13 protein-coding genes are annotated in these 15440 nt (G+C 65.6%); 4 read left to right on the top strand and 9 right to left on the bottom strand.

The window, feature by feature from the left end; all coding sequences use genetic code 11:
* The first annotated feature begins 59 nt into the window (after positions 1-59).
* From G481_RS0111760 to G481_RS0111750, 3 genes are all read left to right on the top strand, one after another.
* Complete coding sequence (locus tag G481_RS0111760; protein WP_028030210.1) at positions 60-1538, top strand: NAD-dependent succinate-semialdehyde dehydrogenase; 1479 nt, start codon at positions 60-62, stop codon at positions 1536-1538.
* 428 nt (positions 1539-1966) lie between these two features.
* Positions 1967-2500, top strand: a complete 534-nt coding sequence (locus tag G481_RS0111755; RefSeq protein ID WP_028030209.1) for a peptidoglycan-binding protein — start codon at positions 1967-1969, stop codon at positions 2498-2500.
* A gap of 83 nt (positions 2501-2583) precedes the next feature.
* A complete protein-coding gene (locus G481_RS0111750; protein ID WP_035025911.1) occupies positions 2584-2772 on the top strand; it encodes a hypothetical protein in 189 nt (62 codons plus the stop codon).
* A gap of 3 nt (positions 2773-2775) precedes the next feature.
* Here G481_RS0111750 and G481_RS0111745 read toward each other — a convergent pair whose 3' ends face one another.
* From G481_RS0111745 to G481_RS0111725, 5 genes are all read right to left on the bottom strand, one after another.
* A complete protein-coding gene (locus G481_RS0111745; protein ID WP_028030207.1) occupies positions 2776-3510 on the bottom strand; it encodes an NYN domain-containing protein in 735 nt (244 codons plus the stop codon).
* A gap of 54 nt (positions 3511-3564) precedes the next feature.
* Positions 3565-3921 carry a hypothetical protein gene (locus G481_RS0111740; protein WP_028030206.1) on the bottom strand — a complete coding sequence of 119 codons (357 nt, stop codon included), beginning with the start codon at positions 3919-3921 and terminating at the stop codon, positions 3565-3567.
* Between the two features lie 68 nt (positions 3922-3989).
* Positions 3990-4460: an aminoacyl-tRNA deacylase gene (locus G481_RS23635; RefSeq protein ID WP_035025909.1), complete on the bottom strand. Its 471-nt coding sequence runs from the start codon at positions 4458-4460 to the stop codon at positions 3990-3992.
* Positions 4457-6622: a phosphoribosylformylglycinamidine synthase subunit PurL gene (gene purL, locus G481_RS0111730; protein ID WP_028030205.1), complete on the bottom strand. Its 2166-nt coding sequence runs from the start codon at positions 6620-6622 to the stop codon at positions 4457-4459. Before purL ends, G481_RS23635 begins: the two co-directional genes overlap by 4 nt.
* A 429-nt stretch (positions 6623-7051) precedes the next feature.
* The gene (locus G481_RS0111725) at positions 7052-7945 is read right to left on the bottom strand and encodes a LysR family transcriptional regulator (protein ID WP_028030204.1); all 894 of its coding nucleotides are present in this window, start codon (positions 7943-7945) and stop codon (positions 7052-7054) included.
* Positions 7946-8102: 157 nt separating this feature from the next.
* Between G481_RS0111725 and G481_RS0111720 the strand changes: the two genes are divergently transcribed.
* The gene (locus G481_RS0111720) at positions 8103-11525 is read left to right on the top strand and encodes an indolepyruvate ferredoxin oxidoreductase family protein (protein WP_028030203.1); all 3423 of its coding nucleotides are present in this window, start codon (positions 8103-8105) and stop codon (positions 11523-11525) included.
* A gap of 54 nt (positions 11526-11579) precedes the next feature.
* Here G481_RS0111720 and G481_RS0111715 read toward each other — a convergent pair whose 3' ends face one another.
* The 4 genes from G481_RS0111715 to G481_RS0111700 form a co-directional block, all read right to left on the bottom strand.
* Positions 11580-12518 carry a glutathione S-transferase family protein gene (locus G481_RS0111715; RefSeq protein ID WP_028030202.1) on the bottom strand — a complete coding sequence of 313 codons (939 nt, stop codon included), beginning with the start codon at positions 12516-12518 and terminating at the stop codon, positions 11580-11582.
* 3 nt (positions 12519-12521) lie between these two features.
* Positions 12522-13343 (bottom strand): VOC family protein, encoded by an 822-nt coding sequence (locus tag G481_RS23630; protein WP_035025906.1) that lies wholly within the window; start codon positions 13341-13343, stop codon positions 12522-12524.
* A gap of 23 nt (positions 13344-13366) precedes the next feature.
* Positions 13367-14314 (bottom strand): aldo/keto reductase, encoded by a 948-nt coding sequence (locus tag G481_RS0111705; RefSeq protein ID WP_028030201.1) that lies wholly within the window; start codon positions 14312-14314, stop codon positions 13367-13369.
* 212 nt (positions 14315-14526) lie between these two features.
* Positions 14527-15336, bottom strand: a complete 810-nt coding sequence (locus G481_RS0111700) for an IclR family transcriptional regulator (RefSeq protein ID WP_028030200.1) — start codon at positions 15334-15336, stop codon at positions 14527-14529.
* Positions 15337-15440: the final 104 nt, after the last annotated feature.

The raw sequence follows: 15440 nt of genomic DNA, 5'->3' as shown, positions 1-15440 counted from the left end.
CGCTGGACAAGCGTGTTTGCCCATGCTTGACATGTCCCGTCAGAAAATGGGAGGCCCCGATGCTGGATACTGCTGCCGATCTGCGTGCGATGCTCAAAGACCCGTCGCTGCTGGCGACACGCGCCTATGTGGCCGGAGAATGGATCGAGGCCGATGACGGTTCGACCTTTCCGGTGACGAACCCGGCGCGGGGCGATGTGATCTGCACCGTGCCGAACCTGGGCAGGGCCGAGGTTGCCCGCGCCATCGCTGCGGCCGAAGTGGCGATGAAGGCCTGGCAAAAGCGCACCGCCAAGGAGCGCGCCAACATCTTGCGCAAATGGTTCGATCTGATGATGGCCAACCAGGACGATCTGGGCGCCATCCTGACCGCCGAGATGGGCAAGCCGCTGGCCGATGCCAAGGGCGAGATTGCCTATGGCGCCAGTTTCATCGAGTGGTTTGCCGAAGAGGCCAAGCGCATCTATGGCGAGACGATTCCCGGCCACCAGCCCGACAAGCGCATCACCGTGCTGCGCCAGCCGATCGGCGTTGTGGGGTCCATCACGCCGTGGAACTTCCCGAATGCGATGATCACCCGCAAATGCGGCCCGGCGCTGGCGGCGGGCTGCGGCTTTGTCGGACGGCCCGCGGCGGAAACCCCGCTGTCGGCGCTGGCGCTGGCGGTGCTGGCCGAACGCGCGGGGGTGCCGGCGGGGCTGTTTTCCATCGTGACCTCGAAACGGTCCTCGGACATCGGCAAGGAGTTCTGCGAGAACCCGGCCATCCGCAAGCTGACGTTCACGGGCTCGACCGAGGTGGGCCGCATCCTGCTGCGTCAGGCGGCGGATCAGGTGATCAAGTGCAGCATGGAGCTGGGCGGCAACGCGCCCTTCATCGTGTTCGACGATGCCGATCTGGATGCGGCGGTGCAGGGCGCCATCATGTCGAAATACCGCAACAACGGGCAAACCTGCGTCTGCGCCAACCGGATCTATGTGCAGGCCGGGGTCTATGATGCCTTCGCGGCCAAGCTGGCTGCAGCGGTCGACAAGATGCGCGTGGGCGACGGGCTGACCGAGACGGTGGATCTTGGCCCGCTGGTCAACATGGCTGCGGTCGAGAAGGTCGAGGAACATGTCGCCGATGCGCTGGCCAAGGGCGGCACCGTGGTCACCGGCGGCAAGCGGCACGAACGCGGCGGCAGCTTCTTCGAGCCCACCATCATCACCGGCGTGACGCAGGACATGATGGTCTCGAAGGAAGAAACCTTTGGCCCGCTGGCGCCGCTGTTCCGCTTCGAGACCGAGGATCAGGCGGTGGCCTATGCCAATGACACGATCTTTGGCCTGGCCGCCTATTTCTACGCCCGCGACATCGGCCGCATCACCCGGGTGCAAGAAGCGCTGGAATACGGCATCGTCGGGGTGAACACCGGGATCATCTCGACCGAAGTGGCGCCCTTTGGCGGGGTCAAGCAATCGGGCCTTGGCCGAGAAGGCAGCCGCCACGGGATCGAGGATTATCTCGAACTGAAATACGTCTGCCTGTCGGTCTGATCCGCGGCTGGCCGCGTTGCACCAAGGGGGGCGCTGCCCCCCTTCTTGCGTTGGCGCGGGTGGTGCGGTCGCGCCTGCCCCCCGGGATATTTGGACAAGGCGAAACACGGGTTGCGCGCTCGGGGCAGCTCGGTCGTGTGGTCTTTCGCCTTGATACAAATATCCCCGCCGGAGGCATCCACGCTTGCCGCTGGTCATGACGCCGGACAGCCGGGCGCAGCAGTTGGGGTGAGGGGGGCGGCGGGGCGTTTGAACGGCAAACCCCTTCGGGGGCACGGAACGCGGTGGCAAGGCCGCGTTTTCCGGGCGCGGAGGGCATTGTTATCCGATAGCAGGGCGCTGATTTTGCCTTGCAGCCGGTGCCTTCCCAGATTGGTTCCATCGAACCGCGCCGCCCTTTGACGGCGCCTCAACGGAAGGATGCCGACATGCTGCCCGCTGTCACCCGAACCGCCACTGTTGCTGTCACCGCCCTTGCGCTGGCGGCGGCCTCTGTTGCCCCGGCCCAGGCGCTGGGCAAGAACGAGCGCAATTTCCTCAAGGGGGTCGCTGCGGCGGTGATCGTCAATGAACTTGTCAAGCAAAGCCGCGCGCAGGCTGCGCCGCAGCCCCTTGAGCCGCGCTATGGCCAGGATCCGCGCTATCGCGAGGAGAATCGCTATCGCTACGATCAGCGGTATCGCGGCGATGACTGGCGGTATCAGAGCCATGCGCCCCAGCCGCCGCGGCAGGGGTATTATGCCAACGTCGCCGCCGATGCCTTTTATGAATACAGCCCGCAATCGCGCCGGCTGATCCAGCAGCGGCTGGCGGCCTATGGGTATTATCGCGGTGCCATCGACGGGATCTGGGGGCAGGGCACGGCCTCGGCCATGGCGGCCTATGCGCGGGACGTCAATGCCTCGGCCAGCCTTGGCAGTCGGGACGGGTCAGTCCGGCTGTATAATGCGCTGATCGGCTGAGTGCCGCTCTATGGCCCGGCGGCTGCCGCCATGCTGCCGCACTCGCCTGCCACCTTGGGGCCATTCCGAGTTCCGAGGCTGCCATGTCCACGCCAGATCCGTTCATCCTGTCGCAAATCCGCCAGCTCATCGCGCAGGATCTGCGCGCTGCACGCACCGACGAGGATCTGGCGCGGCGCCTGGCCGCCAAGGGCTATGGGCTGCGCCTGACCGATCAGGGGCGCGTTCTGACCACGCTGCCCCATGGGGTCGAGATCGGGCCGCTGAACTGAGCCTCAGGTCACGTCGCGGGCCTGAAGCTGGCCGCCGGGGCCCTGCTGCACCTCGAAGCGGGGCAGCTTGCGCATCAGATCCGACAGTTTCGGCGCGCCATAGGTGCGGGTGTCGAAATCCGGGTTGGCCTGGGTGATGAACTGGCCGATCTGGCCCAGCGAATACCATTCGCCTTCGGGGTCGATGGCGCGCATGGCAGCCACGATCAGCGGAATTGCCCCGGTGGGGGCCTCTTTGCCGCTGGCGGTCTGGCGCGGCTCGGGCGCCTGGGGCGTGGCCGGGCGGACCGGTTCCGACGGGCCAAGGTTCTCGACATAGATGAAGCGCTTGCAGGCCATGCGGAAGGCCTCGGGCGTCTTCTTTTCGCCGATGCCATAGACATCCAGCCCCTGTTCGCGGATCCGCGCGGCAAGGCGGGTGAAATCGCTGTCGGAGGAGACCAGCACGAAGCCGTCGAACAGGCCCGAATGCAGGAAATCCATGGCCGCGATCACCAGCCCGATATCGCTGGCATTCTTGCCCTTGGTGTTGGAAAACTGCTGATCGGCCACCAGACCAAGGGCGGCGACCTTTTCGGCCCATTTGTTCAGCCGCTGGGCCGACCAGTCACCATAGATCCGCCGGACCGATGCTTCGCCAAATGTGGCAATTTCTTCAAAGATCGCTTCGGCATAGCCGGCGGGCACGTTGTCGGCGTCGATCAGCACACACAGTCGCGGGGCGCGGGGGTCGGGCATCGGGACATCCTTTTTTCCCTTCATGCCCGAAAACGCCCCGCGCCGAAAGGCCGCTCAGGGTTGTTCCTGCCAGATCGCCTTCACCCGGTCCGCCACGATCTTGCGCGCGTCATTGTCGCTGTCGGAATTGTGGACGATCAGGAACGGGGCAACGAGGCCGGCCTCGATCGGGCAGATGATCAGCGCGTTGACCACATTGCCACGCAGGTTGTAACCGCCAAGGGTCCATTCGCTGCGGCCGATGTTTTCCTTGCCGCCATGCACCTGGTAATAGCGTTTCATGGTGCGTTCGGCGCGGGTCATGCAGTCCGACCGCGCGGACATCGAGCCCAGATCGTCGACGGTCCAGCCAGCGGAAAAGGCCGGCGCGGCAAACATCGCGGCGGCGAGGGTCAGAATAATGCGTTTCATGGTATCCCCTTGTGGCATCAGATGGCGCCAGCATAGCCATGGCGCTGGATGCGGGGCAATGCCCGTGTTCAGGGGGTCAGCGTCAATGCCCGGCCGCTGGTGACGCGCAAGGCGTCCTGCGGGGCGATGCCCAGCAAAAGACCCCTGGCCCCGGCATTGATCCACACGTTCGGGGCCGCCATCGGGCTTGCGTCAAATGCTGTGGCGACGGCACGCTTCTGGCCAAAGGGCGAAATCCCCCCGACGCGAAATCCGGTCAGGCGTTCGGCCTTGTCGGGTTTCATCATCTCGGCCTGTTTGCCGCCAAAGGCTGCGGCCACCTTTTTCATCGACAGCTGCCGGTCCGATGGCAGCACGCAACAGGCGGGCTTGCCATCCACCTCGACCATCAGGGTTTTCAGCACCAGCGCCGGGTCCAGCCCCAGCGCATGAGCCGCCGCAAGGCCGATGGCATCGGCCTTGGGGTCATAGTCATAGGGGTGCAGCGTGACGGCAACCCCGGCCGCCGCCAGCGCGCGCAGGCCGGGGGTCGAGGTCATTCGTCGCCAATGGCCGCGGCAAAGGCCCCGCGGTAGAGGCGCGACAGATCGGCCAGCGGCGCCTCGGCATTGCCCATGCGCAGGAAGCCACCGCCAAAGCGGCCAACGGGCTGAACGGGAACGCCGGCCTCGGTCGCGGCCTCGATCAGCGCCTTGGCATTGTCGATGGAGCAGGCCACCAGATAGCGCGCCTGATCTTCGCCGAACAGCCAGGGCAGGGCGCCATCATCCAGCGCGACGCCGACCCCCGCGCCTTCGGCCATCTCGAAGGCGGCCAGCGCAAGGCCGCCGTCCGACAGGTCGGTGGCCGCATGAACCAGCCCGCGATTGGCGCGCAGGAATTCGCCGTTGCGCCGCTCGGCTTCCAGATCGACGTGCGGGGCATCGCCATCCTCGCGGCCCCACAGCTCGGCCAACAGCGCCGACTGGCCGAGGTGCCCGGTGCTGGCACCGATCATCAGCGCCACATCGCCCGACTGGGGCTTGCCATTGATCAGCTCGTCCAGGCTGGACAGCAGGCCCACCGCGCCAATCGTCGGCGTCGGCAGGATCGGCTGGCCATCGGTTTCGTTATACAGCGAGACGTTGCCCGACACGATCGGCATGTCCAGCGCCGCGACTGCCGCACCGATGCCTTTGATGGCGCCGACGAACTGGCCCATGATCTCTGGCTTTTCGGGGTTGCCGAAGTTCAGGTTGTCGGTGGTGGCCAAGGGCCGCGCGCCCATGGCGGTCAGGTTGCGATAGGCCTCGGCCACCGCCTGCTTGCCGCCTTCGAACGGGTTCGCCTTGACGTAGCGCGGGGTCACGTCGCTGGTGAAGGCCAGCGCCTTGCCGGTGCCATGCACGCGCACGACGCCTGCGGGCAGGCCGGGGGTGACCAGCGTGTCGGCGCCGACCTGGCTGTCATACTGTTCCCACACCCAGCCCTTGTGTGCATAGCTGGGCGAGGAGATCAGCGCCTTCAGCGCCTCCATCGGGTCGGCCTTGGGGATCGGGCCAAGGGGGGCAGCGGCAGGGGTTTCCACCCAGGGGCGGTCATATTCCGGCGCGCTGGACGACAGTTTCGACAGCGGCAGGTCTGCCTTGACCTCGTTCCCGTGCAGGATCAGGAAACGGTCTTCGGGGATGGTCTCGCCCACGATGGCGAAATCCAGATCCCACTTTTCAAAGATCGCCCGCGCTTCGGCCTCGCGCTCTGGCTTGAGCACCATCAGCATCCGCTCCTGGGATTCCGACAGCATCATTTCATAGGCATTCATGCCGCGCTCGCGCTGGGGCACATGGTCCAGTTGCAGCTTGATGCCCAGATTGCCCTTGTCGCCCATCTCGACCGCCGAACAGGTCAGCCCCGCCGCGCCCATGTCCTGGATCGAGATCACCGCGCCGGTGGTCATCAGCTCGAGGCAGGCCTCGAGCAGGCGCTTTTCGGTGAAGGGGTCGCCAACCTGCACGGTGGGGCGCTTTTCCTCGATCGTGTCGTCGAACTCGGCGCTGGCCATGGTGGCGCCGCCGACGCCGTCGCGGCCGGTCTTGGCGCCCAGATAGACGACTGGCATGCCGACGCCCGAGGCCTTGGAGTAGAAAATCTTGTCGGCATCCGCGAGGCCGGCCGCAAAGGCGTTGACCAGACAGTTGCCATTATAGCTGCGATGGAAGCGCACCTCGCCGCCCACGGTGGGCACGCCAAAGGCATTGCCATAGCTGCCGATCCCCTCGACCACGCCTTTGACCAGATGCGCGGTTTTCGGATGGCTGGGCAGGCCGAAGGACAGCGCATTCATCGCGGCAATCGGGCGCGCGCCCATGGTGAACACATCGCGCAGGATGCCCCCCACGCCGGTTGCCGCGCCCTGATGCGGCTCGATGTAGCTGGGGTGGTTGTGGCTTTCCATCTTGAAGATGACCGCCTGGCCATCGCCAATATCGACCACGCCCGCGTTCTCGCCTGGTCCGCAGATCACCTGCGGCCCGGTGGTCGGCAAGGTGCGCAGCCAGCGCTTGGACGACTTGTAGGAACAATGCTCGTTCCACATCGCCGAAAAGATGCCCAGTTCGGTAAAGGTGGGCTGGCGGCCGATGATGCCCAGCAGGCGTTCCCATTCGTCCGGCTTGATCCCGTGTGCGGCCACCAGGTCTGGCGTGATCTCGGGTTCGGACATGGCTGGAACTCCTATAAGCGGCGTTGCCGCGCCTCTTACGGCACAAGGGGCAAAAGGGGAAGCATCCGCAACACGCGATCGGTCTGACAAGGCGGTTTTTGCAACGCGGTGTGTTCGCTGCCTGCCTGCGCCAAGGGCGATGCGCGGCCATTTCGCCCAAACTTGGGGCATTCGGCCTTGAGGCCAAAAAAAAGGCCGAGCTTTCGCTCGGCCGAAGTCCAACAGGGAGGTAAAGGACGGTAAGAGAAACTCAATCACCGTCCTCGAGGCTGGATTTAGGCGCCGGGGTGCGGTCATTCAAGCATTATATGGCCGCGAAAGTGGTATGGCTGCTATGTGCTGTAGTCATGCCTTGCCGGTCATTGCAGCAAGGCATTGCTGCACCTGCATAATTTGCAGACGCAGAAAAAACTCGCAGGTGCAGAAATGTCACTCGCGCACGTTGCGCCGGTGCGCCATGACCTCGTCCATGACGAAATCCCGGAAGGCCGAGACCCGTTTGGAATGCCTAAGCTCCTCGGGGTAGGCCAGGAACACCGGCACTTCTTCTGATTCGAAGCCCGGAATCACCCGTTCCAGATGCGGGAAGTCAGGCGTGAGGTATTCGGGCAGCACGCCAATGCCCAGATTGTTCAGCACACCCTGCAAGACGCCGAAGTAGTTGTTCACCTTGAGCGTCGAGGCCGGTTCCTGCGCCAGGATCTCTTGCACGATCCGCGCGCCGGCCGCGACCTGGGCGGCGCCGGTCTGCTGGCAGATGATGCGGTGCTGGCGCAGATCGTCCAGCGTTTTCGGGCGGCCGCGTTCTTCAAGGTATTGCGGGCTGGCGAACAGCTGCATCCGGATGACCATCAGCCGCTTGCGGATCAGATCGGCCTGGCTGGGTTCCTTCATGCGGATGGCAACGTCGGCCTCGCGCATGGGCAGATCCAGCACGCGTTCCTCAAGCATCAGGTCGATGCGCAGATCGGGATATTGCTGATACAATGTCGCCAGCCGCGGGGCGAGCCACATGGTGCCAAAGCCCGTGGTGGTGGTGACCCGCAATTCGCCGAACACCTCATCCTCGCTGTCGCGGATGCGGGCGGCGGCGGCATCAAGGCGCTTGGCCATGGAACTGGTCGCATCGAACAGCAGCTCGCCCTGTTCGGTCAGAATCAGGCCCCGCGCATGACGATGGAACAGGGTCGCCGACAGCGATTCCTCGAGCGCGCGAATCTGGCGGCTGACAGCGGATTGCGACAGGTGCAGCGACTCACCCGCATGAGTGAGGCTGCCCGCATCGGCCACCGCATGAAAGATTCGCAGCTTGTCCCAGTCCATGACGTAACTTTGTATCACCTGATCCCCGTCAGACGCATGACAGATATGCGCGAGCGATAACGATTGCAAACGAAAGCGGAATGAAAATTCTGCTTTGTAGGTCAGAGTTTTTGACCTATTATGATGAAATATGCTCAGACCGCAGGGGAGGTGCCCGATGAGCAGGCAGGATGTGTCGCTGAACGACCGTTTCGACCTGAATAAATCGCCGGTTCTGTTGAATGGCACGCAGGCGCTGGTGCGCCTGATGCTGATGCAGAAGGCGCGTGACCGGGCGGCAGGGCTGAATACGGCCGGCTATGTCACCGGCTACCGCGGATCGCCCCTTGGCGGGGTGGACCAGCAGATGACCCGCTCGGGCAAGTTGCTGACGGCCAATGACATCCTGTTCCAGCCCGGTCTGAACGAGGATCTGGCCGCAACCGCCGTCTGGGGCAGCCAGCAGGCCGAGCTGCGCGGCGAAGGCAAGCACGATGGCGTCTTTGCCCTGTGGTATGGCAAGGGGCCGGGTGTCGACCGGTCGGGCGATGTGATGCGCCATGCCAACATGGCCGGCACCTCGCCTCATGGCGGCGTCTTGATGGCGATGGGCGATGACCATACGGGCGAATCCTCGACCACGCTGCACCAGTCCGACTGGGCGATGGTCGATGCCTATATGCCCGTGGTCTCGCCCGCCGGTGTGCAGGAAATTCTGGATTACGGCCTTTACGGCTGGGCGCTCAGCCGCTTTGCTGGCGTCTGGGTCGGGCTCAAGACCATGAAGGACACGATCGAGGCGACCGCCGTGGTCGATGGCCGCCCCGACCGGATGCAGTTCGTCACCCCCGATTTCGCCATGCCGCCGGGCGGGCTCAACATCCGCCTGGCCGATACGCCCGTCGCGCAAGAGGCGCGGATGATCGACTACAAGCGTTTCGCCGCCGAGGCCTTTGCCCGCGCGAACCGCATGGACAAGCGCGTCTGGGGCAAGCCGGGCGCCCGGATCGGCATGGTGGCGGCGGGCAAGAACTGGCTGGATCTGGTGCATGCCCTCAGCCTGCTGGGCATCGACGAGGCCGAGGCCGAGCGGCTGGGCATCACCACCTACAAGGTGGGCCAGACCTTCCCGCTGGACATGCAATCGTTCCACGAATGGGCCGAAGGGCTCGATCTGGTGATCGTGGTCGAGGAAAAGCGCAAGCTGATCGAGGTGCAGGTCAAGGAGGCGCTGTTCGATGACCGGGGTGGCCGCCGCGTCTATGGCTGGCACAAGGGCGACAGCTGGGAAAACGGCCGCCGGCTGGAGCTGTTCCCGACCCGCTATGCGCTGGACCCGATCCTGATCGCGGAAAAGCTGGGCGATATCCTGATCGAGGAAGGGCGCGGCACCGACCGGATCCGCGCCTCGGTTGCCCGGCTGATCGAGACGCGCCGCGCCGACAATGCCCCGGAAATCGCCGCCCGCACGCCGTGGTTCTGTTCGGGCTGCCCGCACAATACCTCGACCAAGGTGCCCGAGGGCAGCCGCGCCTATGCCGGGATCGGCTGTCACTACATGGTCCAGTGGATGGACCGGGAAACCACCGGCTTTACCCAGATGGGCGGCGAAGGTGCCAACTGGGTGGGCGAGGCGCCGTTTTCGACCCGGGGTCATGTGTTCCAGAACCTGGGCGATGGCACCTACAACCATTCGGGGTCGCTCGCCATCCGCTCGGCCGTCGCGGCCGGGACCAACATCACCTACAAGATCCTGTTCAACGATGCCGTCGCGATGACCGGCGGCCAGCCGAACGAAGGCGGGCTGACCGCGCCGCAGATCGTGCGCGAGGTGCTGGCGATGGGCGTCAAGCCGGTCGTCGTGGTGCATGACCCCAAGGAGGGGCTGGATCTGAAATCCTTCCCCCCCGGTGTCACCTTCCGGCTGCGCGACGATCTGATGGCGGTGCAAAAGGAGATGGCCGCGGTCAATGGCGTCTCGGCCATCGTCTATGTCCAGACCTGCGCGGCGGAAAAGCGCCGGCGGCGCAAGCGCGGGGCCTTCCCCGACCCGGACAAGCGGGTGTTCATCAACACCGACGTCTGCGAAGGCTGCGGCGATTGCGGCGTGCAGTCGAACTGCGTTTCGCTGGTGCCTGTAGAAACCGAACTTGGACGCAAGCGCGCGGTGGACCAATCGTCCTGCAACAAGGACTTTTCCTGCCTCAAGGGGTTCTGCCCCAGCTTTGTGACGCTGGAAGGCGCCAGGGTGAAAAAGGCCGCGACCCGGGCGCTGGATCTGCCGCATCTGCCCGATGCGCCGTTGCCCGCGATTGACGGGACGTGGAATATCGTGGTCACCGGCGTTGGCGGCACCGGCGTCGTCACGGTGGGCGCAATCATTGCCATGGCGGCCCATGTCGATGGCAAGGGGGCAGGCATGATGGAAATGGCCGGCCTTGCGCAAAAGGGCGGGGCGGTTCACATCCATTGCCGCATTGCCGAACGGCCCGAGGATATCACCGCCGTTCGTGTGGCCGTAGGCGAGGCCGATGCGGTGATCGGCGGCGATCTGGTGGTGACAGCAGGCGCCAAGACGCTGGGCCTGATGACCACCGGGCGCACCCGCGCCGTGGTCAACAGCCACGAGATCGTCACCGGCGAGTTCACCCGCAAGCCCGATTTCCGCCTGCCTGCGGACCGGCTGAAACTGGCGCTGGAGGCGCGGCTGGCCGGCGATATCGCGCTGTTCGATGCCTCGGAACTGGCGCGGGTGGTGTTGGGGGATTCGATCTATTCCAACATGATGGTCTTTGGCGCAGCCTGGCAGCAGGGCCTTGTGCCCCTGTCGCTGGACGCGATCCGCAAGGCGGTGGACCTGAACGGGGCCGGGGTCGAGGCGAACCTGCGCGCCTTTGACATTGGCCGCTGGGCAGTGCTGCACCCGGATCAGGCCGCCGCGATGATCCACCCCGAGGACACCGCCGCGCCCGTCGATCCGGTCGCCTTCCGCGCCGATCACCTGCGCGCCTATCAGAACGATGCGCTGGCGGATCGCTATGTCGCGCTGGTCAACCGCGTGACCGACCCCGCACTGCGGCTCGCGGTCGCCAAGGGCTATCACAAGCTGCTGGCCTACAAGGACGAATACGAGGTCGCCCGCCTGCATCTGGAAACGATGGAGAAGGCGCGCGCCGAGTTTGATGGCGATCTCAAGCCCCGCTTCCATCTGGCCCCGCCGATCCTTGGCGGCACCGATGCCGATGGACGGCCGAAGAAGCGCGAATTCGGCGCCTGGGTCGTGCCGCTGTTCCGTGTCCTGGCGGCAATGAAGGGGCTGCGCGGTGGTGCGCTGGACATCTTCGGCCGCACGGCCGAGCGCCGGATGGAACGCGCCCTGATCGCGGAATACGAGCGCGACATGGCCGAGGTTCTGGCCGGTCTGACCCCCGACCGCATGGTGGCGGCCAAGGAACTGGCCGAGCTGCCCTTGACCATCCGCGGCTTTGGCCCGGTCAAGGAGCAGAACGCGAAAAAGGCCGCAGCCCGGCGGCTGGAATTGCTGGAACAGTTCCGCAAGGGTGGCACGCCGCAGCCCAAGGTCGCGCTGGCGGCCCGCTGAAAAACCTTTGGCCGGGGCCATGCAAGGCCCCGGCCCGATGTCTTTGCAGGTCGCTCAGGCAGCCCAGTCGAGTTCCGGCCCCAGTGGCACGATGCCCGTGGGGTTCAGCGCCTTGATGGAATAATAGCCGCGCTTGATATGGTCGATGCTGACCGTCTCGCGCACACCGGGCAGGGCGATCACCCGCGCGACATAGGCCGACAGCGCCGGATAGTCCGCAATCCGGCGCAGGTTGCATTTGAACAAGCCGTGATAGGCCGGATCGAACCTGACGAGCGTGACGAACAGCCGAATGTCGGTTTCTGTAAAGCGATCCCCGAACAGGAACGGCCCGCCGGCGGCCAGCCGGGCCTCCAGTTCGTCCAGCTGGGCAAAGACATCGGCAAAGGCGTCGTCATAGGCGGCCTGCGTGGTGGCAAAGCCGGCCCGATAGACGCCGTTGTTCAGGCGCGGGTAAATGCGATCGTTCAGCGCGTCGATCTGGTCGCGCAGATCGTCAGGGCACAGCACGGGGCCAGAGGCCAGATTGCCAAAGCCCGTGTCGAACATGCGCAGGATCTCGGCGCTTTCGTTCGACACGATGGTTCCCGACGCCTTGTCCCACAGAACCGGAACCGTGGCGCGGCCGGTGTAGACCGGATCGGCCTGGGTGTAGATCTGGTGCATGTAGCTGGCGCCGTTCACCGGATCGGGCGCGGCAAAGCGCCAGCCCTGATCGCCGATTTCCGGCTCTACCACCGTCAGCGAGACCACATCCTCCAGCCCCTTGAGCTTGCGGGCGATCAGCGTGCGGCTGGCCCAGGGACAGATCAGCGCCACATACAGATGATAGCGCCCTGCTTCGGCCTTGAACCCCGCGTGGCCCGTCGGCCCGGCGGCGCCATCCGGCGTTACCCAGTTGCGAAAGCCCGAGATCTGGCGCACGAAGCCGCCCTTTTCGTCCGTGGCTTGCACGGGTTGCCAGTTTTCCACCCATGCGCCGTTCACCAGCATGGCCTAACCCTCCACCACCAGCGAAATCGGCGTGTTCCACGGATCATTCACCACCAGCCGGTTGCCCGCAGGGGCCAGCGTCGCCCGATCGCGGATCGTGGCGGCGCGGGCGGCATTCAGCCGGATTTCCACCTCGGCCAACCCGGTCGAGGGCAGGTTGCGCGGCCCGGCGCCCCGGCTGTTCCAGATATTGGCCGCCAGATGGTGGTGATAGCCGTCGGCGGCATAGAAGCTGGCGCCCGGATAGCGGGCGGTCAGGTCAAGGCCCAGAACCCCGGCGTAGAAGGCATCCGCCTCGGGGATTGCGCCGGCCTGAAGATGGACATGGCCAACCACGGTGCCGGCAGGCGCGCCCTGCCAGGCCCCGCGCCCTTCGGCGCTGGCGACGATGGCGGGAATGTCCAGCGGGTCGGTGGCCATCTGCACTTCGGCGCCATTGCGGGCCCACTGATCGCGCGGGCGGTCGGCGTAGATTTCGACGCCGTTGCCTTCGGGATCGGTCAGATAGATCGCCTCGCTGACCAGATGGTCGGCCACCCCGTCCACCGCCGTGCGACGGGCCGAGGCATCCATGATCCATTGCCCAAGGCTGGCACGGTCGGGCAGCAGAAAGGCGGTGTGGAACAGCCCCGCCTCGCGCCGGCTGCGCATCCGCACGCCCGTGTCGCGGCGCAGTTCCAGCAGCACGGTGTCGCCGGCGCCATAGCGGGCGGTTTCGCCATCGCGCTGCAGCAGATGCAGCCCGACCGCCTGTTCATACCATGCCCCGACCTTGTCGAGGTCATGCACCACAAGGGCCACGCGGCCCATGCTGAGATTGCCCATATCCGTTCCCTTTCGGGCGGGGGTCAGGCCCCCGCCGCTGTCAATCGCGCCATGTCCTCGGCGCCAAGGTGCAGCCTTGCGCCGCGCGCCAGGCTTTCGAGCTGTTTCACCGATGTCGCCGACGCCAGCGGCCCCACGACGCCCGGCTGCGCGGCCACCCAGGCCAGCGCGATTTCGGCCAGCGTGGCGCCGGTGTTTGCCGCCACTTCGTCCATGGCCGCCAGAACCTTCATCCCGCGCTCGGTCATGAACCGCTTGACGCTGGTGCCGCGCGGCCCCTGGTCCAGATCGGCCTCGGTGCGGTATTTGCCGGTCAGGAACCCGGCCGAGAGCGAGTAATAGGGGATCAGGCTCAGCCCCTCGCGCAGGACGATCTGCTTGACCGCGCCTTCATAGGCGCCCCGGTTCAGCAGGTTGAATTCGTTCTGCACCGATTGATAGCGCGGCAGGCCCTTGGCCGAGGAAATCCCCAGCGCCTCGCCCAGCAGCGTCTCGTCATAGTTGGAACAGCCGATCCAGCGCACCTTGCCCGCCTTGATCAGCCGGTCATAGGCCTCGAGCGTTTCCTCCTGGCCGACGGTCGGGTCGGGCCAGTGGCTTTGGTAAAGGTCGATGTAATCGGTCTGAAGCCGGGCAAGCGAGCCTTCGACCGCCTGCATGATCCATTTGGCCGACAGATCGCGCTTGCCCTGGCCGATGTCGGACCCGACCTTGGTCAGCACATGCACCTTGTCGCGGTTGCCGCGCGCCTTCATCCAGCGGCCGATGATCCGCTCGCTTTCGCTGTCATTGCCCGGCACCCAGCGGGAATAGACATCGGCGGTGTCCAGCGCGCTGAAGCCGTGATCCACAAAGGCATCGAAAATGGCAAAGCTGGTGGCCTCGTCCGCAGTCCAGCCGGCCGTGTTGGTGCCCAGCACCAGCGGGGCGATGTGAATGTCGGTCTGGCCAAGGCGGCGAAGGGGGGTCATGGCAGCTCTCCTGCTGGCGGGCAGGGCGCGCCCTGTCCGTGGGGTGAAGGTAAGGCCGGCGGGGGCAAAGTCCATTACGGATGGGCGCACAGCAGACCGCCGCTGGTGCAGAGGTCGGCCGGCGCCGTCGCAAGGGGCATTGCTGCGCCGGGGCCTCGCAAGACCCTAGGCCAATCCCGGCCGGGTGCAATATGGCGGGTGGGTCAGGGCGCCTAGCTTGCGGCGGCCGTGTCCGGGCCGTGCAGTCTTTGCCAGCCCAGTTCCGCCCGCGGCCAGCCCAGGCCCGCCACCAGATCCTCCAGCCGCAGGGCGGCGGTGCGCAGATGGCCCAGGTGGAAATCCAGCCTTGCGTTCATGTCGCGCGTTGCCAGCAACATGCACAGCGAGGCAATGGTGCGCCCGGCCGGGTCGCGCACCGGGCAGGCCAGGGTCGAGATCGAGCCGTCGAACCAGCCTGCAACCGAGGCATAGCCCCGTTCGCGGAACCGGCGCAGATCGTCGAAGAACTGATCCCAGCTGATCCGCGCCCCGCTGGGGGTTTGCAGCGCATCGCTGGGGAACTGCTGGCGAATCCGCGAATCCGGCAGGTCGGCCAGCATGACCCGCGCCGCAGCCGTCGGCATCAGCGGAAGGCGCGCGCCCTCGATCGGACGGACGTAACCTTGGGCCATGTGCCCTTCGCTGATGGCGACGATATGGACCCAGTCTTCGACCAGGTCGATTTCGGTCAGCGCGCCAGTGGCGGCGGACAGCGCGCTCAGCACCTCGCGCGCCAGGGTCTCAAAGCCGTTGCGGCGCAGATAGGCGTTGCTGACAAAGCCTGCCATGCGCCCCAGCACCAGGCGCGAGTCGGTTTCCTCGATCCAGTTCCGTTTCAGCAGCAGATCGGTCAGCGCATAGACGGTCGAGCGCGGCATTCCGGTCTGGGCCGAAAGTTCCGCCCGGCTTGCGGGCCGGTCCAGCCGGGCCAGGCATTCCAGAATATCCAGAATGCGATCGGTTCCGCGTGCGCGCTGAGCCATGCCGTTCCCCCCATGTGCCGGCCATGTCAGGGTTGACAACCCGGTGCCGAGCCAGATCAATATCCACCAAAGAGAACAACATGTCACTACAGTGGACAAGATCG

Source organism: Gemmobacter nectariphilus DSM 15620 (assembly GCF_000429765.1).
Taxonomy (GTDB): domain Bacteria; phylum Pseudomonadota; class Alphaproteobacteria; order Rhodobacterales; family Rhodobacteraceae; genus Wagnerdoeblera; species Wagnerdoeblera nectariphila.
The sequence above is the reverse complement of the archived record's forward strand: the minus strand, read 5'-3'. Positions and strand labels throughout refer to the sequence as shown.

Excerpts from the sequence above, each read along its gene's own strand:
- G481_RS0111755 (WP_028030209.1), top strand. The coding sequence starts at position 1,967 with ATGCTGCCCGCTGTCACCCGAACCGCCACTGTTGCTGTCACCGCCCTT.
- G481_RS0111725 (WP_028030204.1), bottom strand. The coding sequence starts at position 7,945 with ATGGACTGGGACAAGCTGCGAATCTTTCATGCGGTGGCCGATGCGGGC.
- G481_RS23635 (WP_035025909.1), bottom strand. The coding sequence starts at position 4,460 with ATGACCTCGACCCCCGGCCTGCGCGCGCTGGCGGCGGCCGGGGTTGCC.
- G481_RS0111740 (WP_028030206.1), bottom strand. The coding sequence starts at position 3,921 with ATGAAACGCATTATTCTGACCCTCGCCGCCGCGATGTTTGCCGCGCCG.
- G481_RS0111720 (WP_028030203.1), top strand. The coding sequence starts at position 8,103 with ATGAGCAGGCAGGATGTGTCGCTGAACGACCGTTTCGACCTGAATAAA.
- G481_RS0111745 (WP_028030207.1), bottom strand. The coding sequence starts at position 3,510 with ATGCCCGACCCCCGCGCCCCGCGACTGTGTGTGCTGATCGACGCCGAC.
- G481_RS23630 (WP_035025906.1), bottom strand. The coding sequence starts at position 13,343 with ATGGGCAATCTCAGCATGGGCCGCGTGGCCCTTGTGGTGCATGACCTC.
- G481_RS0111760 (WP_028030210.1), top strand. The coding sequence starts at position 60 with ATGCTGGATACTGCTGCCGATCTGCGTGCGATGCTCAAAGACCCGTCG.
- purL (WP_028030205.1), bottom strand. The coding sequence starts at position 6,622 with ATGTCCGAACCCGAGATCACGCCAGACCTGGTGGCCGCACACGGGATC.
- G481_RS0111715 (WP_028030202.1), bottom strand. The coding sequence starts at position 12,518 with ATGCTGGTGAACGGCGCATGGGTGGAAAACTGGCAACCCGTGCAAGCC.
- G481_RS0111705 (WP_028030201.1), bottom strand. The coding sequence starts at position 14,314 with ATGACCCCCCTTCGCCGCCTTGGCCAGACCGACATTCACATCGCCCCG.
- G481_RS0111750 (WP_035025911.1), top strand. The coding sequence starts at position 2,584 with ATGTCCACGCCAGATCCGTTCATCCTGTCGCAAATCCGCCAGCTCATC.
- G481_RS0111700 (WP_028030200.1), bottom strand. The coding sequence starts at position 15,336 with ATGGCTCAGCGCGCACGCGGAACCGATCGCATTCTGGATATTCTGGAA.